The organism is Staphylococcus sp. GW821-FHT11H10 (assembly GCF_058807855.1).
The window spans coordinates 84,182-107,350 of the sequence record NZ_JBXARC010000006.1 but is presented as its reverse complement, the minus strand read 5'-3'; the positions used below and the strand labels follow the sequence as shown (position 1 = coordinate 107,350).

Below are 23,169 nucleotides of genomic sequence, written 5' to 3'. Positions count from 1 at the left end.
AATTGCGCCATTTTTGTATTCAAACATAAAAATTGGACTGATGATTTTTAGTCATCAGTCCAATTTATTATAGAGCCGTTTCTATTAAATGAAATCAGACATTGAAAATTATAGAATGATTGTATATTTTTTATTTAATTTTTATTAATTATTTGTTAATTGCATAGTTTTTAGTAGAATAGTTATTTATTTTATTGATAAAATAGTACTAAGAATGATGAAAAGGATGTAATTTAATGAAAATCAGAGTCATTGTGCCTTGTTTTAACGAAGGTGAAGTCGTAACAAAAACTTACGACAAATTGACTGAAATTTTGATGGAAGATAGCTTGGACAAAGGGTATGATTATGACCTTTTATTTGTCGACGATGGTAGTAAAGATAACACAATCGACCATGTTCAACATTTAGCAAGCTTAGATCAACATGTTAAATATATTTCTTTCAGCCGAAATTTTGGTAAAGAATCAGCAATGATAGCTGGTTTTCAGCATAGTGTGAAATGTGATGCTGTGGTGATGGTAGATGGAGATTTACAACATCCACCAGAATTCATTCCACAAATGATAGAAGGATTCCAAGAGGGGTATGACCAAGTTATTGCTAAGCGAGATCGAACAGGTGAGAACATAGCCCGTAAGTCAATGACTAAGTTATATTATAAATTGATAAATAGCTTTGTCGAAGACATTGAATTCATAGATGGTGTCGGTGACTTTAGATTATTGAGTCAACGTGCAGTTAAAGCAATGTCTTCTCTTAAAGAATATAACCGCTTTTCAAAAGGTTTATTTGAATGGATTGGTTATAATACTAAAATCTTTACATATCAAAATGTAGAACGAGAAGCGGGTCATTCTAAATGGACATTCACTAAATTATTAAATTACGGTATTGATGGGCTAATTTCATTTAATAATAAACCTTTACGTGCGATGATTTATCTCGGAATGACGATATTCAGTTTAAGTATCGTTTATATCTTGTATCTGCTGATAGGTATAATGGTCAATGGCATTAATAATCCTGGTTATTTTACAACGATAGCTGCGGTATTACTTATTGGCGGAATTCAATTGATTTCTATTGGTGTAGTAGGTGAATACATTGGACGGATTTACTATGAAGTTAAGCAACGACCTAAATATATTGTGCAAGCATCAAATTTAAAAGAACCAACGCACGATCTCAAAGTAGTAGAGCAAGAGAAAGAAAAAGTACATTAATAAAAATCAAAATAAACGCTTGAAGTTTTAAATGATGAAACTTCAAGCGTTTATTTATTTTCTATATGATGTTTTAAATTAGTATTTTTAAGTTGCCATGCTAGATAGATACCTAAAAGAATATAGATGATTAAGAAGATATACCAGAATGGCGTCAAAATAGTTAATAATACAATCGAAATTATAATAAGCATATAGCCTATAGTAATTGGAAATTTAAGCTTTTTTATAAATTTAAAAATTCCAAGCTCTCCTCTAGAGAAAGTACCTAAAAATATTGCACTAGCACCTATTAAGAATATTGTTGGCGCTAAGTATGGAACAGACATGTAAATTGATTGATCACTTGATCCATAGGTAATAAATAATGAGCAACTTATTATGATAGAAAATATCAAGGCAATCGATTTATACTCGTAAATTACAAGTGTATAGTGTTGATGATTCAAGTAAAATTGAAGTCCCAACCAACATATAAAAAAAGCGATTGAGCATAATGTTATAAAATTAAATTTGTCGATGACGATAGCATTAATTAAAGCGTTAATCGTTATTGCTATTAATACGGAGCTAAATTTAAGCTGTTTGAATTGGTGCTTATATAAGTCAAGGCCGAGTACACCAAGCACTACGGCGATATTAATTAATACATATATAATCATGCTGTACTCCTATCTCACATAGTTCATTAGAACATTATACCAATTAAAACAAACTTAATCATTTCAAAACACTTAAAAAATATTTTTCATTTATAAAGTAATTATTAAACACCTTTTTTGTTACTCCACAGTAACGTATGCAACTGTGGTAAAACATAAACTTGGTTCATATCATTACTAGCCATTACTCTATCAACTAATGCTTCATATCGACTTAAAAGTTTCTCTGTATGGTTGTCAACATCATCATCTAGGTAGGGATTACCGACTTGTAAGTAAAAAGGAATGTTTGGGTAGCGATGATGTATCATTTTAGCGAATTCGTAATCATCATCATCAAAAATAACAACCTTTAAATTAAGTGTTGATTCAATGCATTGTTCGATTACACTATCTAATATGTCAATGTTAGGTTTCATGTTAGAGCTTGGTGGTTTAGGACTTATAGTTAAATCGTTAATTTGTCTCATCCATGGTTGGAATTTACTTCCTTGAGTCTCTAAAGCAGTGTATATCTGTTTTTCTTCAAATAAATCCACTAAATCTTGTATACCTTTAATTAGTGCTGGGTTACCTCCAGATATCGTAACGTGATCAAAACGGTCACCGCCGATTTTTTTCAGTTGATTATATATTTCTTCAGCTGTCATTAACTTAATGTCTTCTTTAGCACTTCCATCCCAAGTGAAAGCAGAGTCACACCAACTACAACGATAATCACAACCTGCAGTTCTAACAAACATCGTTTTGCGACCTATAACACGTCCTTCACCTTGAATCGTAGGTCCAAAAATTTCGAGTACTGGAATTTTAGCAGCCATTATTTATACTCCTTTGGGCGATATACCACATAACTAGTCGGCGTTTCACGTAGATAAACTTGGACACATTCAGGTTGATTATCACAGTTTTGTAGATGAGTTTGGACCATTTTATATATTGTTTGAGCTACAACTTCAGTTGAGGGACTCTTATCTTTAAATTGAGGTAAATCATTTAATAAGTAGTGATCGAATTGGTCGTGGATTAGTTTTTTCAAATCACTAAAATTGATTAAGAAACCATTATGATCGAGTTTATCGCCTGCAATTGTTAAATTAACAAAGTAAGTATGCCCGTGTGTTCTCATACATTTACCGGCATCTTCACTTGGAATGTAATGCGCGGCTGAAAAATTAAAATCTTTATTAAGTTCAAAACTATAGGGGTGGGCAACTGACGGATAGAGTTGTTGAATCATTTTAATTCGCTCCTTTTGCTTCTAAATAATGTTGTAGACCACGTTGTCTTAATTGACACGCTGGACATTCACCACAACCATCACCAATCACACCGTTATAGCATGTAAGTGTATTGTGTCGAATATAATCTAGAACACCTAATTCGTCACTAAGTTCCCATGTCTGTGCTTTGTCTAACCACATTAAAGGGGTATGAATAACAAAGTCTTTATCCATAGATAAACTAAGCGTTACATTCATTGATTTAATAAAGCTATCACGACAGTCTGGATAACCTGAAAAGTCCGTTTCACAAACCCCGGTAATAATATGTTTAGCATTGCGTTGATAAGCTAATGCACCAGCAAATGATAAGAATAATAAATTACGTGCTGGTACAAACGTGTTTGGAATACCGTCTTCACCAGTTTCAATGTCCATATCATGTTGTGTTAAGGCGTTTGGAGTTAATTGTGATAATAGTGACATATCTAAAATATGATGTTTTAAATTTTGCTCTTTTGCGATGCGTGTAGCAACTTCAATTTCTGCATCATGTCGTTGACCGTAATTAAATGTTACCAATTCAACATCTTTAAAATGTTTTTTAGCGTAAAATAAACACGTTGTGCTATCTTGCCCCCCGCTAAATACTACAATGGCTTTGTCCTTGTTTAAATTTTGATTTGTCATGAATATTCTCCTTTTTTGAAAAGATTAGAATGATACTTTATGCCGTCTCTAACCTAGCCATGAGAACATAAAAAAAGTCTATCTCTATAAAAAAGATAGACTTAGAAACATTTCAACTAGTTATATAAAAGTAATGTTACTTTCAAACTAAATATTTCGATTATTGTCTAGTTTTTTATAGAGGGTTTCAGCTAGGAACCTCTTTTGAGTTTTAGTACGCTAGTTAGCGTAATATATTCACTTCTTAAAATCAAGCTATATTTTAAAGCAATATAAATAGTAAACCCTTACATTTTCAAAAAATTATTAATTATAATAAGGTTATAGATGAATTTATTTAACATAGAGTTGGAGCGACATAAATGATTATAGTTATAGATAATAAAGATTCATTTACATATAATTTAATAGATTATTTTAAGACAGAAACTGATAAAGAGATAGTTGTATACGAGGTAGATGACGTTTCCGTTGATCTATTAAGGTCATCTAACGTAGAGGCAATTGTCATCTCGCCAGGTCCAGGTAAACCTAGTGACTATCCAATTTTAACTGAAATTATGAATCAATTTGAGGGTGAAATTCCTATATTAGGTGTCTGTTTAGGTTTCCAATTTATTTATGAATATTATGGAGGTACGATTATTCATGGATTAAAGCCGGTTCACGGTCATACCACGACGTTAACTCATAGAGGAACTGGACTATTTAAAGGACTACCTAAATCGTTTGAAGTAATGAGATATCATTCACTGATTGCTGATAAAAATCATATCCCTACCGTTTTAAATATGACAGCTTATAACGAAGAGGGGATTATAATGGCTTTTGAACATAATCAATATCCTATTTATGGCGTTCAGTATCATCCTGAATCTATTTTAAGTGAATATGGGCATGAACAGATTCGACTATTTTTAGAAAAAGTGAGGATAGACTATGAACATCGCATTTAATTATCGATACTATACGACACCTGATCATTTTGAAACAATAGCATTGAATTTTGACACGTATGTCTCTAAAAAGGTGGCTTACACTTTGAATGACATCGGTGCAGTAGTTCGCTTTGCTCAAGATGAACAATCAAACGGACGATACGTAGCACTTTATCTTACATATGAAGCGGCAAAATTTTTTAATCAAGAAATGGCTACGCACGAATTGGATAATAATCAAGTCATAGCTCTTGCATATAGTTTCAATCCTAATATGGCTAAACATCCGTCTAACAATCTTTCACAAAGCTACATTCCTAAACATCAGTTTCGCTTTTTGGAAAGTGATGCAGAAATGCAAGATAAGATTAAACAAGTTCAAGACGCAATCACTGATGGAGAAACGTATCAAGTGAACTATACAACACGTTTAGTTAGTGATATCCATTACCCAATCTCTGATTTATATTATTATTTAACTCAGACAAATAATGGTGGTTATACTGCATTATTAGATGTAGAAGAGATTAAAGTTGCCTCAATTTCTCCTGAATTATTCTTTCAAAAAGGAGCATTTAATAACCAAGAAAATGTAGTCGTAAGTAAACCGATGAAAGGGACAATGCCACGTAGTATTAATAAAGATGAAGATTTGATGAATTATGAAATATTGAAGAACTCTCTTAAAGATCGTGCTGAAAATGTAATGATTGTTGATTTATTGCGTAATGATATTTCTAGAATTTCTAAGCCAGGAACTATACACGTTAATAAGCCATTCTTTATAGAAAGTTATAAGACTGTTTATCAAATGACGAGTATGGTCTCGGGTCGATTAGAAGCCGAAACGAGTTTGACTGATATTCTAAAAGCGCTGTTTCCATGTGGTTCTATTACGGGCGCACCGAAACTTAATACGATGTTATACATTAAAGCGCTTGAGGCTAATCCTAGATATATTTATTGTGGCACAATTGGATTATTATGCCCGGATGATAAAATGATATTTAATATTCCAATTCGAACGCTTGAGTATCGAAATGAGAAAGTTCATTACGGTGTGGGTGCAGGGATTACGATTGATTCTATACCTGAAAAAGAAGTACAAGAGTTTCGAGATAAAACAAAGATATTGGAGATGTTATAAATGAACTTGTTTGAAACGATGCGTTTAGAAAATGGTGAAATTCCAAGACTTCAATATCATATTAATCGAATACAACAATCATGTGGACGTTTAGGTTATGCCTTTTCAAAGGAGAACTGGTTACATCTTGTAAAGGAGATTATAAAAAATCATCAACAGGGCACGTTCCGACTTAAAATAGAAATAGATAAAACTGGCGATATGAATTATGTAATTAAACCTTTATCTCAAAAGTCGCTGTTTACGGCTAAATTTCAGCAAGTTCAAACGCATTATAACGAACGATATATCATTAACAAAACCACAGAACGCCGGCATTTAGCACACAATCATGAAACAGATTTAATATTATTATATGATGAAAAAGGTAAGATTCTGGAATTTGATATTGGTAATATCATGATAGAGGAAGAAGGTACATACTATACGCCGAGTTATGACAACGACTTTTTATTGGGATGCATGCGTCAATCTCTTATAGATGAAGGAAAACTTTCAATCAAAAATTATACTAAAACAGAACTCAGCGAGAAATTAACTAATCAGCAGGTACGTATCTATTTACTAAATAGTTTACGAGAGGTTGCCGATGTGTCTATTTATCTATAAAATAATATTGGAAGTATATGCGTATTTATTGATAAAAACGAACTAACGGAGTGAAATATGGCAATATTATGGGTTGTAATTATTGTGATTTTAAATGTGATAAGTAAATATTTAGCAGATCGATATTTAAATAATAATGCACTCATTAAGGCACGAATTGTGGCAACCGTTACCGTTTTAATTCAATGTGTATTCATTTATTTTTTAATTAAATCAATCATTCCTTATGTGGTTGATTTTCTAAATATATTTTATCATCATTAAACATAATTATTTTGAGGTGGAGTTATGAAAATTTATAGTCAGGGAGATCAAGCAATTGTAATTGCGGTTGAAAAAGATGTATCTAAAAATGTAACAACTGAGTTAATCGCAGTGCGTAATCATTTATTAGAGAAAGATTTGCCATTTATAACTGAAATTGTGCCTACTGAATCAGATATGATGATTTGCTATGATGCTCGAGATATGATTAAACATCATAATATTACTTCACCTTTTCAATATATGAAGGCACTAGTAACATCTATTCAAGAAGAAATAAAACAATTAGAAATGAACAAAGATGAGAGCACGACCTATGAAATTCCTATTATTTATGGTGATGAATTTGGTCCCGATTTACAGGACTTGCTAGAGTATTACAAATTAACAAAAGATGAATTTATTCAATTACATTCTGATAATGCTTACTTTGTCTCTATGATGGGCTATGCTCCTGGCTTTCCATATTTAACTGGAATGAATGAGGCATTGTATGTTAATCATACAAGTAATAAGAAGAAACTTGTTACTGCAGGTTCAGTTATTATTGAAGGAAAAAAATGCGGGATTGTTACAACTGATACATATAATGATTGGTTAGTGATAGGGTACACGCCTATGACGTTGTTTACTCCTGAAAAAGAAGATTTTACACTGCTAAAATTAGGAGATAATGTCACATTCAAACCAGAAAAACGCAAAGATATTGAATTAGGAGAATTTAAACCATGTCAATCATAATAGAAAAAGCCGGATTGTTTAGTAGCTTTCAAGATTTCGGGCGTCATGGATATGAATATGCAGGTGTTATTCCGTGTGGAGCTTTAGACACGCTAGGTCATGAAATAGCAAATCGTCTTGTCGCTAATGACAAGAATGAAGCAACACTTGAAATGACACATATAATGGCTAAAATTCGATTCACTGAACCTACTTTGATTGCATTAACAGGTCAAAATTTTGAAGCTTATACACAAAACATGCGAGTAAAACCTTATAAACTATACCTTTTAGGTAAAGATGATGTGTTATCTTTTAAAGAAACAAATAAAACGTCACGTGTATATCTTGCTATAGGTGGAGGATTTAAATTAGACAATTGGCTGGGTTCGAATTCTACGGATTTAAATGTTCACATTGGTGGCTATCACGGGCGTAAACTTGAAAATGGCGATGAAGTTGAAATGAAAAGAGAATATACTGAACGTCATCATAAGTTATTTGAGAATCTAAAAGAAAAGCGTACTACTGATTGGGGGATTGATGGTTATGCATTGTCGTTCAACTATATCTCTGACGTGTTTCATGTTATCGCAAATAAAGGTACTGAAGACTTTGATAAGGAAACGCAATCCCATTTTATTAAAGGCGAATATAAAGTAACTAATAAATCAAATCGTGTTGGTATGTTATTAGATGGTGAGAAGATAAAAGCATATTACGATGATATGCCTGCACATCAATCTGTTAAAAGAGGAACAATTCAAGTTAAACGAGATGGTACACCGATTATCTTATTAAACGATCATTATACAATAGGAAGTTACCCTCAAATTGGAACGATTGCGAGTTATCATTTGACTAAACTTGCACAGAAACCACAAGGTTCACGTTTGAAATTCCAATTTATTGATATTGAAACCGCTGAAAAAAATGTTGTGAAATTTAGCAATTGGATGAATCAACTGTTTCACGGTATTGAATTCAGAATGCAATTAGAAATGATGAAATAACTGTTAATAATTAATTGAATGTACGATTTATTTATACGGATTTTTAATAGATTGAGTAGGTCTATAGTCTGATTAAAAATATCATATAAAAAGCTATAATAAATAAATCAGTGCGTCATCATTATACTTGTATATATTTGTGACAAACTATTGAGATGTCGATATATAAAGATGTTTTTTCTTGATAAATGAGTAAAAATACTATATATTTATATATTGAACTACGGGCAATATTACAATAATATTACAAAGTTCATAATTTGTTAATATTTTATTAATAATTAAATAGAATAGCATCCAACATTGTATACATAAGGCATTACTAACATATAGTTCGTCATTGGGATAAATATGTAAGAGTGAATTATCGTTTGTATTTAATGTATGTGTATGACATATTCTTAATAAATTAAAATAGCGAAATTTAAAAACTAGTAAGTAATTGCATAACGGTCATATTTGAGTGAGTGTTTAAGTCTTCGGTTAAGTCTTTAACATTTCTTCAAAGTTGAATAACTATAAACGGAGGAAACATACATGAGTTTACACAAAAAGAAAATAAGTCTTTTTGCGTTTTTCTTACTGACTGTTTTTACAGTGACATTGAAGACGTATTTTTCATATTATGTTGATTTTTCTTTGGGTGTTAAAGGACTAGTTCAAAACTTAATACTATTGATGAATCCATATAGTTTAATCGCGCTTATTTTAAGTGTGTTCTTATTCTTTAAAGGAAAAAAAGCATATTGGTTCATCTTTATTGGAGGATTTTTACTATCATTCTTGCTATATGCAAATGTAGTTTATTTTAGATTCTTCTCGGACTTTTTAACATTTAGTACACTTAACCAAGCGGGGAATGTTGAGTCTATGGGTGGTGCTGTTGGGGCATCATTTAAATGGTATGACTTTGTTTACTTTATAGATACTATTGTTTATCTATTCATCCTTATTTTCAAAGGAAGTTGGTTAGATAAGCGGGTCTTCAGTAAAAAGTTTGTACCGGTTGTAATGGCTGCTTCAGTAGCATTATTCTTCTTGAACTTAGCTTTTGCTGAAACAGATCGTCCTGAGTTATTAACACGTACGTTTGACCATAAATATTTAGTGAAGTATTTAGGTCCATATAACTTTACAGTTTATGATGGCGTTAAAACAATCCAGAATAACCAACAAAAAGCATTGGCTTCTGAAGATGACCTAACTAAAGTATTGAATTACACGAAACAAAAAAATACAACACCAAATTCAGAGTATTTTGGTGCTGCTAAGAAGAAAAATATTATTAAAATACATCTAGAAAGTTTCCAAACATTTTTAATCAATAAAAAGGTTAATGGTAAAGAAGTAACACCGTTCTTAAATAAATTATCTACAGGTAACGAAGATTTTAGATACTATCCAAACTTCTTCCATCAAACTGGTCAAGGTAAAACATCAGACGCTGAGTTCACAATGGATAACAGCCTTTATGGTTTACCACAAGGTTCTGCATATTCATTGAAAGGTGATAATACTTACCAATCATTACCTGCTATTTTAGATCAAAAGCAAGGTTATACTTCTGATGTTATGCACGGTGACTATAAAACATTCTGGAACCGTGACCAAGTTTATAAACATTTTGGTATTGATAAATTCTACGATGCAACATATTATGATATGTCTGACGATAATATTGTTAACTTAGGTTTAAAAGATAAACCGTTCTTTAAAGAGTCAGCAGAATATCAATCTAAAATGAAAGGACCATTCTATTCACACTTAATTACATTAACAAACCACTATCCATTCACATTGAGTGAGGAAGATGCAGATATTGATAAACCTAATACAGGTGATTCAACTGTTGATGGTTACATTCAAACAGCGCATTATTTAGACCAAGCACTTGAAGAGTACGTAACTGATCTTAAGAAGAAAGGTTTATACGACGATTCAGTTATTATGATTTATGGTGACCATTATGGTATTTCAGAGAACCATAATAATGCGATGGAAAAATTATTAGGTGAAAAGATTACGCCAGCGAAATTTATGGACTTAAATCGTACAGGTTTCTGGCTAAAAATTCCTGGTAAAGAAGGTACAGTAGATAAGACATATGCTGGTCAAATGGATGTTATGCCTACTATATTACATTTAGTAGGAATTGACTCTAAAAACTTCTTAATGTTTGGTACTGACATGTTATCTAAAGATCATAATGATGTAATTCCATTCCGTAATGGTGATTTCATCACGAAAGATTACAAATATGTAAACGGTAAAGCATATTCTAATAAAACTAACGAATTATTAGAGACGCAACCAAAAGATTTAGATAAGAATAAGAAACAGGTTGAGAAAGATTTAGAAATGAGTGACAATGTCTTAAATGGTGACTTGTTCAGATTCTATAAAAACCCTGATTTCAAAAAAATTGACCCATCTAAATATGAATATAAAACTGGGCCAAAAGGTAACCAAAAATAATAACAAAACGAGTTGAACAAACGTTCAACTCGTTTTTTGTTTGTATTTCAATTTAGTTAATGTCATAGACAAGTATTTTAAATAAGAGTTTTAATAAAATAATATCGAATTCATTATTAATTTAAATATCTATGATAATAGCAAGTATTATCCAAGTGCTACATCTAAAATCATCATAATTGTAAAGCCAATCATTAGACTTAGTGTTGCTAAATCAGTATTGTTACCAGATTGTGAGTCAGGTATAAGTTCTTCAACTACAACGAATATCATAGCGCCAGCTGCAAAAGCTAACGCATAAGGTAAAATAGGTGTAATAACTAAAATCAATGCAGCTCCGATAGTAGCAAAGATAGGTTCTACAATTGCTGAAGCTTGACCGTAATTGAAAGCTTTCCAACGAGATGCGCCTGCAGCTCTAATAGGCATTGATAATGCTGCACCTTCTGGAATGTTTTGTATTCCTATACCAATCGCTAAGCCTAAAGCACCTAAAAATGTAGCTTGACTATTACCAGTTGCAATTCCACCAAAAGCAACACCAATCGATAGACCTTCTGGAATATTATGTAATGTAATAGCTAGTACTAATAGCGTATTCTTACTTAAAGAAGTCTTAACACCCTCGCGGTACTGACTCTTATCGCCAATTCTTTGATGTAAATGAGGAATAACTGAATCGAGGACACGTATGAAGATACCACCAAACAAAAAGCCAATTGCAGCAGGTAACCAAGCAGGCAAACTACCATCTTTACCATATTCAATAGAGGGTTGTAATAAAGACCAAAAGCTGGCAGCTATCATAATGCCCGCAGCAAATCCTTGCATAGATGTTAGTATTCGTTTATTTACGGATTTAAATATAAATACAGAAGCAGCACCTAATGCTGTGAGTAGCCAAGTAATAATACCTGCTACAAGCGCCTGTAAATAAGGCGGTAAATTTTCGAAAAAGTCAATCATAACTCTTGTCTCCTTGTATCATTTAAGCCTAAAAAGGTGTATAATATATAGAACTGATTTAAGCTTATCAAAAATATTTAAAAAATTCGATATTTCGATTTGGAAAAGGAAGTAGATGCATGGAAGCGTATAAAATAGAGCACTTAAATAAATCATATGCGGATAAAATCATTTTCGATGATTTAAACCTATCTATTTCTGAACATGAAAGAATAGGATTGGTTGGAATAAATGGTACTGGTAAAAGTACTCTACTTAAAGTTATCGGGAATATAGATGATGATTATACAGCTGATATTACGCATCCTAATCAATATCGTATACGGTATTCTTCTCAAAAGCAGGATTTAGATGGAGATATGACTGTTTTTCAAGCTGTACTTAGTTCAGACACATCGACTCTTCAAATTATAAAAGCTTACGAAGAAGCAGTTAATGCTTATTCACAACAACAAGATGACGCGCATTTTCAAAAGATGATGAAAGCACAAGAGGCTATGGACCAAAATAGTGCATGGGATTATAATGCAGAAATTAAAACCATATTATCTAAACTAGGTATTAATGACACGACCAAAAAGGTGAACGAACTGTCAGGTGGTCAGCAAAAACGCGTAGTGCTTGCTAAAACGCTTATTGAACAACCTGATCTATTATTATTAGACGAACCTACAAACCACCTAGACTTTGAATCTATAACATGGCTAATCAATTATGTAAAGCAGTATCCTCATACCGTATTGTTCGTAACTCATGATCGTTACTTTTTAAATGAAATTGCGAGTAGAATCATTGAATTAGATAGAGGTAAATTAAAATCTTATCCAGGTAATTATGAAGATTACATAGCAATGCGAGCAGAAAATGAAATTATTGAACAAAAACAACAAGAAAAGCAAAAGGCTTTATATAAACAAGAATTAGCTTGGATGAGAGCTGGCGCTAAGGCAAGAACGACAAAGCAACAAGCACGTATCAACCGTTTTAATGATTTAGAATCAGAAGTGCAAGATCAACACGTTCAAGATAAAGGGCAATTGAATCTAGCGTATTCAAGATTAGGCAAACAAGTGTATGAGTTAGAAAAACTTTCAAAACAAATTAACGGCAGAACATTATTTGAAGATATTACTGAAATTATTCAAAGTGGGCAACGTATTGGTATTGTTGGGCCAAATGGAGCTGGAAAGACAACATTATTAAATATTTTAAGCGGAGAAGACAACGATTATACAGGCACACTTAAAATTGGCCAAACTGTAAAAGTAGCATACTTTAAACAAACAGAAGAAACGTTAGATAGAGATATACGTATGATTGATTACCTACGAGAAGAGAGTGAAGTGGCTAAAGAGAAGGATGGGACTTCAATTTCTGTAACTCAATTACTAGAACGTTTCTTGTTCCCAAGCTCAACACATGGTAAGAAGATATACAAATTATCAGGCGGAGAGCAAAAACGCTTATATTTATTAAGATTACTCGTGCATCAACCTAATGTACTGTTGCTAGATGAACCGACAAATGACTTAGATACAGAAACATTAACTATTTTAGAGGACTATATTAGTAGTTTTGGTGGTTCAGTTATAACTGTTAGTCACGATCGCTATTTTTTAAATAAAGTCGCTCAAGAGTACTGGTATATTCATGACGGAAAGATGGAACGTATTGTAGGGACCTTTGAAGATTATGAGACTTATAAGAAAGAGCAGGATAAATTAGCTGCACTAGAGAAACAAGCACAACAACCAAAGCAAAAAACAACGGCGCGAAAAAAATCAGGGTTGTCTTATAAGGAAAAACGAGAATATGAAACTTTGATGGAACGTATTGAACAAACTGAAACACGCTTAGAAGAAATAGATGAAGAGATGATTGAGGCCAGTGCTGATTATGGCAAAATCAAAGAATTAAATGAAGAGAAAGAACATTTAGAGCTAACATATGAAACAGACATCACGAGATGGAGTGAATTAGAAGAACTAAAAGAGCAATAAGGGGAATGTAAAGTATGGAAGCAACATTATCGCATTATTTTGGGTATGACAAGTTCAGACCTGGTCAAAAAGAAATCATAACTAAAATAATGGATCATCATAATGTTTTAGGTGTATTACCTACAGGTGGTGGTAAATCAATTTGCTACCAAGTGCCTGGATTAATGTTAGGTGGAACGACAATTGTAATAAGTCCACTAATATCTTTAATGAAAGACCAAGTTGATCAACTTAAAGCAATGGGGATTAAAGCAGCATTCTTAAATAGTAGTTTAACTAAGAAGCAACAAAAAGAAATCGAAGATGATTTAAGGAAAGGTCATATTCAGTTTTTATATGTTGCACCAGAACGTTTCGATAATCAATATTTTTTAAGTTTATTAAGTCGAATTGATATTCATCTTATCGCATTTGATGAGGCACATTGTATATCTAAGTGGGGGCATGACTTTAGACCTAGCTATCAAAGTGTCATTAAAAAAGTATTCACATTACCTCAAAACTTTACAATCGTTGCATTAACGGCAACAGCTACTGCAGAAGTACAGCAAGATATTATGGAAAAGTTAAACATAGATAGACGAGATGAAGTAAAAACAAGTACGAAACGTCGGAATCTTATTTTTAAAGTGAATCCTACCTATCAACGTCAGAAATTTGTTGTAGATTATGTGCAGAAACATAAAGAACAAGCAGGAATTATCTATTGCTCTACACGTAAGCAAGTTGAGGAGTTACAAGAAGCATTAGATGTTATCAATGTTTCTTCGGCAATTTATCATGCTGGTTTAACAAACAAAGAACGCGAGGCCGCTCAAAATGAATTTGTATATGATAAAGTGAAGGTTGTTATTGCGACAAACGCCTTTGGTATGGGGATAGATAAATCAAATGTTAGATACGTTATACACTATAATATGCCAGGTGATTTAGAATCATATTATCAAGAGGCAGGTCGTGCAGGTCGTGATGGATTAGAAAGTGAATGCATTCTTTTATTTAGTGAACGTGATAAAGGATTGCATGAATATTTTATTACAGTTTCACAGGCTGATGAAGATTATAAAGATAAAATGGGTGAGAAACTCACTAAAATGATTCAATACACGAAAACAAAAAAATGCCTTGAAGCGACTGTAGTACATTATTTTGAACCTAACGAAAAATTAGAAGAGTGCGGACAATGTAGTAGCTGTATTCAACAAAATAAAACATATGATATGACGCAAGAAGCTAAAATGATTATTAGTTGTATCGCACGCATGCGTCAAAAAGAAAGCTATAGCGTAATCATTCAAGTCTTGCGTGGAGAAACAAGTGATTATATTAAATATAATGATTATGATAAGTTGACGACACATGGTTTGATGAAAGATTATACCACTTCAGAATTAAATCATTTAATTGATGAATTGCGTTTCAAAGGGTTTTTAAATGAAAATGATGAAATCTTAATATGTGATGAAAGTGTTAAAAAGTTACTTAACAATAAAGAGAAAGTATTTACGACACCATTTAAACAAAAATCCAAAGAAAAAGTCTATATCAATACAGTTGAAGGTGTAGATCGAGCATTATACAGTGAATTAGTTGAAGTTCGACGTAAGTTAAGTGAGAAATTGAATATTGCACCGGTTAGTATTTTTTCGGATTACACGTTAGAAGAGTTTGCTAAACGCAAACCAGAATCCAAACAAGAAATGATATCTATAGATGGTGTTGGTAGCTATAAATTAAAACATTATTGTCCGAAATTCTTAGAGATTATACATTCATATAAAGCGAGTATATAAAGTAAAAGGTAAGGTTGTTACTATTTCTGTAGCGAACCTTACCTTTATTTTATTGCCACATTATTAATTTTAAATGTAATTTCTATATTTCGATTAATTTAATATGAATTCATCATTAAACATGTTTAAATAGGGAATAAGAATGCAAACTATTTGAATAAGTAAAGCAAATGAAGGTGACTAAATGATTGAATTTAAAAACGTAACAAAACGTTATGGGGATAATGTGGCAGTTGATGATGTAAGTTTCAAAATAAATGAGGGTGAGTTTTTTGTAATTATAGGTCCATCAGGGTGTGGTAAAACAACTACTTTGAAGATGATTAATAGGCTTATTCCGTTAAGTGAAGGTTATATTTATTTTAAAGATAAACCTATAAGTGATTATCCTGTTTATGAAATGAGATGGGATATTGGATATGTGTTGCAACAAATCGCACTTTTCCCTCATATGACCATTAAAGAGAATATTGCACAGGTTCCACAGATGAAAAAATGGAAAGATAAAGATATAGATCAACGTGTTGACGAATTACTTGAAATGGTTGGTTTAGAACCTGAAAAATATCGAGATCGTAAACCAGATGAATTATCAGGTGGCCAACGACAGAGAGTTGGTGTAGTAAGAGCATTAGCTGTAGATCCACCAGTTATATTGATGGATGAACCTTTTAGTGCACTGGATCCAATCAGTCGCGAGAAACTACAAGATGATTTAATAGAACTACAAACTAAAATCAAAAAGACAATTGTATTTGTAACGCATGATATTCAAGAAGCAATGAAGCTAGGTGATCGAATTTGTTTACTTAATAATGGGCATGTTGAACAAATAGATACACCACAAGCATTCCGTAATCAACCTAAAAATAAATTTGTAGAAGAGTTTATGGGTAGCCATTTAGAACAAGATAAAGAAAGCTTACAGTTGAAAGATCTTAATATTACTTCGCCACTCACAGAAAAAGAAACACACCATGATTATCCTGAAATCAATAGTGATGCGCAATTACGTTCAGTTTATTCTACATTAGCCCAACATGAAGCGGTTATTGTTAATGATGTATCAACCTCCACGCAATCACTCTTAAAACGTGAAGATATCTTTAAGTATTTATCTGAGATAGACCATGACAAGGAGGTTAAAGCATGAGCGAATTATTTAGCACACTCAATGATCGTAAAGGCGAAGTACTTACGACCATCTTAGAACATATCCAAATTTCATTTATTGCACTACTAATCGCAATTTTAATCGCTGTGCCATTAGGGATTGCTTTAACAAAGACGAAGCGGTTATCTGAGGTCGTTATGAATATAGCTGCTATATTACAAACCATTCCATCATTGGCATTATTAGGGTTAATGATTCCAATATTTGGTATTGGTCGCGTGCCAGCAATTATTGCATTAGTTGTGTATGCATTGTTGCCAATTTTGAGAAATACATATACGGGCATTAAAGAAGTTGATCCGTCTCTTATTGAAGCTGCAAAAGGTATTGGCATGAAGCCGATGCGTCGTTTGACTAAAGTAGAATTGCCAATAGCGATGCCAGTGATGATGGCCGGTATTCGTACTGCTATGGTTCTAATTATCGGTACAGCAACTTTAGCCGCATTAATTGGTGCCGGTGGACTAGGAGATTTAATTTTACTAGGTATTGACCGTAACAACACGTCTTTAATCCTTATCGGAGCGATTCCTGCTGCACTACTCGCAATTATGTTTGATTTAATACTACGTTATATGGAGAAATTATCTTATAAAAAGCTACTAATCACTGTAGGTGCAATGATTCTTATTATACTATTAGTCATTGTTGTACCACTTTTCGGTAAAAAAGGTGACACAATTACGCTTGCAGGTAAATTAGGTTCAGAACCTTCAATTATTACGAATATGTACAAAATTTTAATTGAGGATGAAACGGATGATACAGTTGATGTTAAAGATGGTATGGGTAAAACATCATTCCTGTTTAATGCATTAAAATCTGACGACATCGACGGATATTTAGAATTTACAGGGACAGTATTAGGTGAATTAACTAAAGAAGATTTAAAATCTAAAAAAGAAGATGCAGTATATCAACAAGCTAAACAAAGTCTAGAGAAGAAATATGACATGACGATGTTAAAACCTATGAAATATAATAATACGTATGCTTTAGCGGTGAAGAGAGACTTTGCTAAAGAAAATAATATTAAAACAATTGGTGATTTACAAAAGGTTGAAGATAAAATTAAACCAGGGTTCACTATGGAATTTAATGATCGATCTGATGGTTATAAAGCTGTGGCGAAAGCTTATGGTCTCAACTTATCTAATGTTAAAAAAATGGAGCCTAAATTACGCTATACTGCAGTAGAAAAAGGTGACATTAATTTAATTGACGCATATTCAACAGATGCAGAATTAAAACAATATAATATGGTAGTCTTAAAAGATGATAAACACGTATTCCCAGCATATCAAGGTGCACCAATGTTTAAAGAAAAATTCTTAAAGCAACATCCAGAAATTAAAAAACCGCTCAACAAATTAGAGGGTAAAATTTCAGATGAAGAGATGCAAGAAATGAATTACAAAGTTACCGTGAAAAATGAAGATCCGTATAATGTTGCGAAACATTATCTTGAAAAAGAAGGTTTAGTAAAATAAATAGTCACGCGAAAATGTTGGAACAAGACAACGAATTAATCATGAATTCGTTGTCTTGTTCCTTTTTTTAAAGCGCAAAATTAGTAAATACAATTGTAATCTGAATTAATTTTAATTACACTATTCTATAAATACACAAAAAGCGTGTATGGTTTTTAGGGGGGAGAAAAATGAATACTAGAAATTATTCGAGACGAGAGATTGTTGAGAGTGTACCTCAAAAAGGATTCTTTGGACATCCCAAAGGGTTAAGTACGCTATTCTTTACTGAATTTTGGGAGCGATTCAGTTACTATGGTATGAAAGCGATTCTAGCTTATTATCTGTACTATTCAGTTAGTAAAGGTGGCTTCGGCTTGCCACAGGGAACAGCATTACAAATCGTATCATTATATGGCGCACTCATCTATATGTCTGGTACCATCGGGGGTTGGATAGCAGACAGAATCATTGGTACAAGACATGCATTATTTTATGGCGGCATATTAATTATGTTTGGTCACATCATGTTAACGATACCAGGTAGTTTAACAGTGGTTATGATAGCATTATTACTACTTATTATTGGTACAGGTTTATTGAAACCTAATATTTCAACTACAGTTGGTGAATTATATGACCACAATGATAGACGTTTAGATGCTGCTTTTACTATTTTCTATATGGGTATCAATTTAGGTAGTTTTCTATCACCATTTGCAACAGGTTACTTACAAACAAGATTAGGGTTCCACTTTGGTTTTGCGGTAGCAGCAATAGGGATGTTCATCGGATTAGTCACTTATTTTATTACAAATAAAAAGAATCTAGGATTGGCTGGTTTAAGCGTTCCTAACCCACTTAGAAAAGAAGAAATCAAAAGATTATCAATTATTACCGGCATTGTCGTAGTAATTTTCGCAATTATCCTACTTATCTTGCAATTTATTGGAAAATTGAGTTTATCTAGTTTTAGTGTCATTGTAACGATTGTAGGTATCGTGTTACCAATTTGTATTTTTGTTTATATGTTATCAAGTAATAAGACACACAAAGAAGAGCGTTCTAGAATTTATAGTTACATACCGTTGTTTATTACGTCTGTTGCATTTTGGATGATTCAAGAACAAGGTTCGACCGTTTTGGCTAACTTTGCCGACCAGAAGACAGAACTTAGCTTAGCTAAATTGACTAATGGTGCGTTAGATTTCCACATACCAGCAGCTTGGTTCCAGTCTATCAATCCAGTATTTATTATTATGTTAGCACCTGTCTTTGCTAGTTTATGGACTAAATTAGGCAGACATAATCCAAGTGCAGTATATAAATTTGCATTAGGTGCCATCTTTGCAGGTTTATCATATCTAGTCATGATTATACCTTTGAATAGTGATGCGCATTTGATTCACCCTATATGGTTAGTGTTAAGTTTCTTCTTAATTACATTAGGTGAATTGTGTATCTCACCTGTAGGGTTATCTGTAACATCTAAATTAGCACCTGCAAAGTTCTCTGCACAAATGATGGCATTGTGGATGCTCAGTAACGCCACTGCACAAAGCCTCAATAGCCAAATCGTTGTATTATTTAAGATTATTAGTGAGAAAGAGTTCTTCTTATACTCAGGATTGTTTACACTGCTTATTGGTGTTATCTTAGTAGCTATTTCTCCAATGGTTAAGAAAGCGATGAATGGTGTACATTAAGTTAATATAAATTTTTACTAGTCAATGACTTGTAATTTAACAATGTTAGGGGAACAGGTTTATAATTGAATAAACATTTTTAATTTTTTGAAAAGGAGTGGTTGGCAATGAAACAACAATTAAATCAATTAGCAGCGTATCAACCAGGATTATCACCACAAGCACTTAAAGAAAAGCACGGTATAGAAGGCGAATTATATAAACTTGCTTCAAATGAAAATTTATATGGTCCTTCTCCAAAAGCAAAGCAAGCAGTTCAAGCACATTTGGATGAGTTATTTTATTATCCTGAGACGGGCTCACCTTCATTACGTAAGGCAATTAGTGAACATTTGAACGTGGATCCTTCTCGAATTCTATTTGGTGCGGGGTTAGACGAAGTTATTTTGATGATTTCAAGAGCAGTGTTAACGCCAGGAGATAAAATTGTCACAAGTGAAGGTACATTTGGACAATATTATCATAATGCTATTGTAGAATCTGCTGAAGTTGTTCAAGTACCACTACTAAATGGTGGGTTTGATTTAGAGAATATTATTAAAGAGGTCGATGAAGAGACTGCTTTAGTGTGGCTATGTAATCCGAATAATCCAACTGGAACCTATTTCAATCACGATGAATTAGAAAGCTTTTTAGAACGCGTACCTAGTCATGTACCTGTATTGATCGATGAAGCTTACTTTGAATTTGTGACAGCAGAAGATTATCCAGATACATTGAAATTGCAAGAACGATTCGATAATGCATTCTTATTGAGAACATTCTCTAAAGCATATGGATTAGCTGGTTTGCGAGTAGGGTATGTTGTAGCTACAAATGAAGCTATTGAAAAGTGGAATATCATTCGACCACCATTCAATGTCACTCGTATTTCAGAATACGCAGCGATTGCAGCATTAGAAGATCAAGCGTATTTGAAAGATGTAACAGCTAAAAATGCTAAAGAACGTGAAAAATTCTTTGAGATACCGCAAAGTGAACATTTTTTACCTAGTCAGACGAACTTTGTATTTGTTGTAACTGAAAAAGCACAAGAATTATATGAAGCGTTACTAAAAGTGGGTTGTATCACACGTCCGTTTCCAACTGGCGTTCGTATTACAATCGGATTCCCAGAACAAAATGACAGAATGATTGAAGTATTAAAACATTTTGATTATTAAGTTGGTCTAATACGTAAGCTCTTTAACTTACAATGATTAGTTGAGTTTTAGAAGTACATCATAAGTTGATTATGCAAGGGGTGCTATAATAGATTCTAAATGTCTTGTAGCACTCCCTTTTAAATTTTTGCTATACTTTAAAAGTATATAGGTGATGATTAAGGGAGAGATAGTATGTCTAGAAAATCTATAGCAATAGATATGGATGAAGTATTAGCAGACACGTTAGGTGCAATTATTGAAGCGGTTAACGTAAAAACGGAATTAGGAATTACAGTTGAGTCTTTAAATGGACAAAAGCTTAAAAATGTAATACCAGAGCATGATGGTTTAGTTCGTGATATTTTAAGAGCGCCAGGCTTCTTTAGAAATTTAACTGTTATGCCTCATGCACAAGAAGTCGTTAAGAAATTGACTGAGCAATATGATGTTTACATTGCTACTGCAGCTATGGATGTTCCTACTTCATTTCATGATAAATATGAGTGGTTACTTGAATTCTTTCCATTTTTAGATCCACAGCAATTTGTCTTCTGTGGTCGTAAAAATGTAGTGAAAACAGATTACTTAATAGATGATAATCCTCGTCAATTACAAATATTTGAAGGTGAACCAATCATTTTTACTGCGTCTCACAATGTAAGTGAAGAACGTTTTAAACGTGTTAACGGTTGGAAAGATGTAGAAGCATTCTTTCTAGGAGAGTAATTAAAATAAGCGATTAAGGTATGATAACCCTATCATTAACCTTAATCGCTTTTATATTAGTATAATAAATTCTTATTGTTCAGCATTCTCTGGAAAAGTTAGAATCTGAAGTGCTTTTGGTAGAACTTCAATTGTAATTGGCGTTTCAAGACTAATTTCACCGTCAATATCTACTTTCATAACTGGATCCGTCGATAATGTAATATGTTTACCGGCTATGTGATCAATTCCGTTTGTAATTTCATTCCAATCCATACTATCGCGTTTTTTGAACACATCATTGAGAATAGTAAAACTTTGTTTATCAAAAATAAAACTATTCAATTTACCATCTTGAGGTGATAAATCCATAAGTGGTATTCTACTGCCACCGATATTAGGACCGTTAGCAACGACTAGCATAGAGGTATTACCATTAAGTTCTTTATCATCTACAGTTAATGTATAATCAAAATCTTCTGGATTCATTAATGTTTTAACAGTTGAACCAACATAGCTTAATTTACCGAAGATATCTTTACGACCTTCTTGCACGTTTTCCGCGTTTTGAACTATAAGTCCTAATCCCACAAAGTTAAGCACATAAGTGCCATTCACTTTCATAACATCATATGATTCCAAGTGAGACGTTTTAAGTTGTTCACTAGCTTTACTAAAGTTAGGGTTCAAGTTTAATGTTTTAGTGAAATCATTAAATGTACCTCCAGGAATAATTCCAATAGGTACATTTAGGTCATTTGCCAAAACACCATTAACTAATTCATTAACTGTACCATCGCCACCTAGAATAAAAACGATATCAACATCACTACTATATTCTTGATTTTTAATTCTTTCACAATACTTAATAATGTCGCCTTCATTTTCACTTAGTTGAATTGATAGGTGTTTGCACATAGTAGTAAGTGATTTAGTTACTTCTCCTAAACCTTCATATATATCTTTGAGACCACTATGTTCATGGTAAAAAAGAACACCATGATTAAATTTTTGACCCATACGTATGCCTACTTTCATTTATTTACTCTGATTTAACATTTATTTACCCGAAATGTTATTTGCTTAATTATAATTTGAGTAAAACAAGTGCTTAAGTATTTATCATTACATTTTTTTAGTTGATATACAAAGAAAATACAAGATAGAGGGAGCGAGGCAGAAATAATATTTTCTCAAAATTTATTTCGTTGTATCCCCAGCTTGCTTAGCTTGTAGAATTTCTT

21 protein-coding genes and 1 riboswitch are annotated in these 23,169 nt (G+C 32.6%); of the genes, 15 read left to right on the top strand and 6 right to left on the bottom strand.

The genetic code is table 11. From position 1 onward, the window contains the following. Nucleotides 1–236: 236 nt before the first annotated feature. Nucleotides 237–1,226: a glycosyltransferase family 2 protein gene (locus tag AC1RRU_RS05345; RefSeq protein ID WP_011276451.1), complete on the top strand. Its 990-nt coding sequence runs from the start codon at nt 237–239 to the stop codon at nt 1,224–1,226. 50 nt (nt 1,227–1,276) lie between these two features. On the opposite strand, the gene AC1RRU_RS05340 is transcribed toward AC1RRU_RS05345, so the two are convergent. The 4 genes from AC1RRU_RS05340 to queC all read right to left on the bottom strand — a co-directional run bounded on the left by AC1RRU_RS05340 (nt 1,277) and on the right by queC (nt 3,801). Continuing rightward, nucleotides 1,277–1,888, bottom strand: coding sequence for a DUF2273 domain-containing protein (locus tag AC1RRU_RS05340; protein ID WP_011276450.1), 612 nt, complete (start codon nt 1,886–1,888; stop codon nt 1,277–1,279). Between the two features lie 104 nt (nt 1,889–1,992). Next, nucleotides 1,993–2,709 (bottom strand): 7-carboxy-7-deazaguanine synthase QueE, encoded by a 717-nt coding sequence (gene queE / locus AC1RRU_RS05335; RefSeq protein WP_011276449.1) that lies wholly within the window; start codon nt 2,707–2,709, stop codon nt 1,993–1,995. Then, entirely contained in the window at nt 2,709–3,128 is a 420-nt protein-coding gene (gene queD, locus AC1RRU_RS05330; protein ID WP_011276448.1) for a 6-carboxytetrahydropterin synthase QueD, read from the bottom strand. The genes queE and queD overlap by 1 nt, the downstream gene beginning before the upstream one ends. Nucleotide 3,129: 1 nt before the next feature. Further along, nucleotides 3,130–3,801: a 7-cyano-7-deazaguanine synthase QueC gene (gene queC / locus AC1RRU_RS05325; RefSeq protein ID WP_011276447.1), complete on the bottom strand. Its 672-nt coding sequence runs from the start codon at nt 3,799–3,801 to the stop codon at nt 3,130–3,132. Between the two features lie 161 nt (nt 3,802–3,962). Then, a riboswitch (PreQ1 riboswitch) is annotated at nt 3,963–4,009 on the bottom strand. Between the two features lie 154 nt (nt 4,010–4,163). Between queC and AC1RRU_RS05320 the strand changes: the two genes are divergently transcribed. The 7 genes from AC1RRU_RS05320 (at nt 4,164) to ltaS (ending at nt 10,967) form a co-directional block, all read left to right on the top strand. After that, on the top strand, nt 4,164–4,757 hold the full coding sequence (locus AC1RRU_RS05320; protein ID WP_011276446.1) for an anthranilate synthase component II: 594 nt from the start codon (nt 4,164–4,166) through the stop codon (nt 4,755–4,757). Continuing rightward, the gene (locus tag AC1RRU_RS05315; protein ID WP_493196463.1) at nt 4,741–5,886 is read left to right on the top strand and encodes a chorismate-binding protein; all 1,146 of its coding nucleotides are present in this window, start codon (nt 4,741–4,743) and stop codon (nt 5,884–5,886) included. Before AC1RRU_RS05320 ends, AC1RRU_RS05315 begins: the two co-directional genes overlap by 17 nt. Beyond that, nucleotides 5,887–6,495 (top strand): aminotransferase class IV, encoded by a 609-nt coding sequence (locus tag AC1RRU_RS05310; protein ID WP_011276444.1) that lies wholly within the window; start codon nt 5,887–5,889, stop codon nt 6,493–6,495. Between the two features lie 57 nt (nt 6,496–6,552). Next, nucleotides 6,553–6,759, top strand: coding sequence for a hypothetical protein (locus AC1RRU_RS05305; protein WP_011276443.1), 207 nt, complete (start codon nt 6,553–6,555; stop codon nt 6,757–6,759). Nucleotides 6,760–6,783: 24 nt separating this feature from the next. Continuing rightward, nucleotides 6,784–7,500 carry a 5-oxoprolinase subunit B family protein gene (locus tag AC1RRU_RS05300; protein WP_011276442.1) on the top strand — a complete coding sequence of 239 codons (717 nt, stop codon included), beginning with the start codon at nt 6,784–6,786 and terminating at the stop codon, nt 7,498–7,500. Next, the gene (locus AC1RRU_RS05295; RefSeq protein WP_011276441.1) at nt 7,488–8,492 is read left to right on the top strand and encodes a 5-oxoprolinase subunit C family protein; all 1,005 of its coding nucleotides are present in this window, start codon (nt 7,488–7,490) and stop codon (nt 8,490–8,492) included. Before AC1RRU_RS05300 ends, AC1RRU_RS05295 begins: the two co-directional genes overlap by 13 nt. 537 nt (nt 8,493–9,029) lie before the next feature. Beyond that, the gene (ltaS, locus tag AC1RRU_RS05290) at nt 9,030–10,967 is read left to right on the top strand and encodes a polyglycerol-phosphate lipoteichoic acid synthase LtaS (RefSeq protein ID WP_011276440.1); all 1,938 of its coding nucleotides are present in this window, start codon (nt 9,030–9,032) and stop codon (nt 10,965–10,967) included. A 147-nt stretch (nt 10,968–11,114) separates the two neighbouring features. On the opposite strand, the gene AC1RRU_RS05285 is transcribed toward ltaS, so the two are convergent. Further along, nucleotides 11,115–11,933 (bottom strand): ZIP family metal transporter, encoded by an 819-nt coding sequence (locus tag AC1RRU_RS05285; RefSeq protein ID WP_011276437.1) that lies wholly within the window; start codon nt 11,931–11,933, stop codon nt 11,115–11,117. 119 nt (nt 11,934–12,052) lie between these two features. Between AC1RRU_RS05285 and AC1RRU_RS05280 the strand changes: the two genes are divergently transcribed. The 7 genes from AC1RRU_RS05280 to AC1RRU_RS05250 all read left to right on the top strand — a co-directional run bounded on the left by AC1RRU_RS05280 (nt 12,053) and on the right by AC1RRU_RS05250 (nt 21,946). Further along, nucleotides 12,053–13,933, top strand: coding sequence for an ABC-F family ATP-binding cassette domain-containing protein (locus AC1RRU_RS05280; RefSeq protein ID WP_011276436.1), 1,881 nt, complete (start codon nt 12,053–12,055; stop codon nt 13,931–13,933). A gap of 14 nt (nt 13,934–13,947) precedes the next feature. Next, nucleotides 13,948–15,726 carry a DNA helicase RecQ gene (gene recQ, locus AC1RRU_RS05275; protein WP_011276435.1) on the top strand — a complete coding sequence of 593 codons (1,779 nt, stop codon included), beginning with the start codon at nt 13,948–13,950 and terminating at the stop codon, nt 15,724–15,726. A 184-nt stretch (nt 15,727–15,910) separates the two neighbouring features. Further along, complete coding sequence (locus AC1RRU_RS05270) at nt 15,911–16,879, top strand: ABC transporter ATP-binding protein (protein ID WP_011276434.1); 969 nt, start codon at nt 15,911–15,913, stop codon at nt 16,877–16,879. Then, on the top strand, nt 16,876–18,390 hold the full coding sequence (locus AC1RRU_RS05265; RefSeq protein WP_016930965.1) for an ABC transporter permease/substrate-binding protein: 1,515 nt from the start codon (nt 16,876–16,878) through the stop codon (nt 18,388–18,390). The genes AC1RRU_RS05270 and AC1RRU_RS05265 overlap by 4 nt, the downstream gene beginning before the upstream one ends. A 170-nt stretch (nt 18,391–18,560) precedes the next feature. Next, on the top strand, nt 18,561–20,075 hold the full coding sequence (locus AC1RRU_RS05260; RefSeq protein ID WP_016930966.1) for a peptide MFS transporter: 1,515 nt from the start codon (nt 18,561–18,563) through the stop codon (nt 20,073–20,075). Nucleotides 20,076–20,182: 107 nt separating this feature from the next. Beyond that, entirely contained in the window at nt 20,183–21,238 is a 1,056-nt protein-coding gene (hisC, locus tag AC1RRU_RS05255) for a histidinol-phosphate transaminase (protein ID WP_011276431.1), read from the top strand. Between the two features lie 174 nt (nt 21,239–21,412). Further along, a complete protein-coding gene (locus AC1RRU_RS05250) occupies nt 21,413–21,946 on the top strand; it encodes a 5' nucleotidase, NT5C type (protein ID WP_011276430.1) in 534 nt (177 codons plus the stop codon). Between the two features lie 72 nt (nt 21,947–22,018). Here the strand turns inward: AC1RRU_RS05250 and AC1RRU_RS05245 are convergent, their stop codons facing one another. Beyond that, nucleotides 22,019–22,945, bottom strand: a complete 927-nt coding sequence (locus AC1RRU_RS05245; protein WP_011276429.1) for a diacylglycerol/lipid kinase family protein — start codon at nt 22,943–22,945, stop codon at nt 22,019–22,021. Nucleotides 22,946–23,169: the final 224 nt, after the last annotated feature.

Excerpts from the sequence above, each read along its gene's own strand:
- AC1RRU_RS05305 (WP_011276443.1), top strand. The coding sequence starts at position 6,553 with ATGGCAATATTATGGGTTGTAATTATTGTGATTTTAAATGTGATAAGT.
- AC1RRU_RS05285 (WP_011276437.1), bottom strand. The coding sequence starts at position 11,933 with ATGATTGACTTTTTCGAAAATTTACCGCCTTATTTACAGGCGCTTGTA.
- ltaS (WP_011276440.1), top strand. The coding sequence starts at position 9,030 with ATGAGTTTACACAAAAAGAAAATAAGTCTTTTTGCGTTTTTCTTACTG.
- AC1RRU_RS05310 (WP_011276444.1), top strand. The coding sequence starts at position 5,887 with ATGAACTTGTTTGAAACGATGCGTTTAGAAAATGGTGAAATTCCAAGA.
- AC1RRU_RS05320 (WP_011276446.1), top strand. The coding sequence starts at position 4,164 with ATGATTATAGTTATAGATAATAAAGATTCATTTACATATAATTTAATA.
- AC1RRU_RS05340 (WP_011276450.1), bottom strand. The coding sequence starts at position 1,888 with ATGATTATATATGTATTAATTAATATCGCCGTAGTGCTTGGTGTACTC.
- AC1RRU_RS05270 (WP_011276434.1), top strand. The coding sequence starts at position 15,911 with ATGATTGAATTTAAAAACGTAACAAAACGTTATGGGGATAATGTGGCA.
- queC (WP_011276447.1), bottom strand. The coding sequence starts at position 3,801 with ATGACAAATCAAAATTTAAACAAGGACAAAGCCATTGTAGTATTTAGC.
- AC1RRU_RS05345 (WP_011276451.1), top strand. The coding sequence starts at position 237 with ATGAAAATCAGAGTCATTGTGCCTTGTTTTAACGAAGGTGAAGTCGTA.
- AC1RRU_RS05295 (WP_011276441.1), top strand. The coding sequence starts at position 7,488 with ATGTCAATCATAATAGAAAAAGCCGGATTGTTTAGTAGCTTTCAAGAT.
- AC1RRU_RS05250 (WP_011276430.1), top strand. The coding sequence starts at position 21,413 with ATGTCTAGAAAATCTATAGCAATAGATATGGATGAAGTATTAGCAGAC.
- queE (WP_011276449.1), bottom strand. The coding sequence starts at position 2,709 with ATGGCTGCTAAAATTCCAGTACTCGAAATTTTTGGACCTACGATTCAA.
- AC1RRU_RS05260 (WP_016930966.1), top strand. The coding sequence starts at position 18,561 with ATGAATACTAGAAATTATTCGAGACGAGAGATTGTTGAGAGTGTACCT.
- AC1RRU_RS05315 (WP_493196463.1), top strand. The coding sequence starts at position 4,741 with ATGAACATCGCATTTAATTATCGATACTATACGACACCTGATCATTTT.
- hisC (WP_011276431.1), top strand. The coding sequence starts at position 20,183 with ATGAAACAACAATTAAATCAATTAGCAGCGTATCAACCAGGATTATCA.
- AC1RRU_RS05300 (WP_011276442.1), top strand. The coding sequence starts at position 6,784 with ATGAAAATTTATAGTCAGGGAGATCAAGCAATTGTAATTGCGGTTGAA.
- AC1RRU_RS05280 (WP_011276436.1), top strand. The coding sequence starts at position 12,053 with ATGGAAGCGTATAAAATAGAGCACTTAAATAAATCATATGCGGATAAA.
- queD (WP_011276448.1), bottom strand. The coding sequence starts at position 3,128 with ATGATTCAACAACTCTATCCGTCAGTTGCCCACCCCTATAGTTTTGAA.
- AC1RRU_RS05265 (WP_016930965.1), top strand. The coding sequence starts at position 16,876 with ATGAGCGAATTATTTAGCACACTCAATGATCGTAAAGGCGAAGTACTT.
- AC1RRU_RS05245 (WP_011276429.1), bottom strand. The coding sequence starts at position 22,945 with ATGGGTCAAAAATTTAATCATGGTGTTCTTTTTTACCATGAACATAGT.
- recQ (WP_011276435.1), top strand. The coding sequence starts at position 13,948 with ATGGAAGCAACATTATCGCATTATTTTGGGTATGACAAGTTCAGACCT.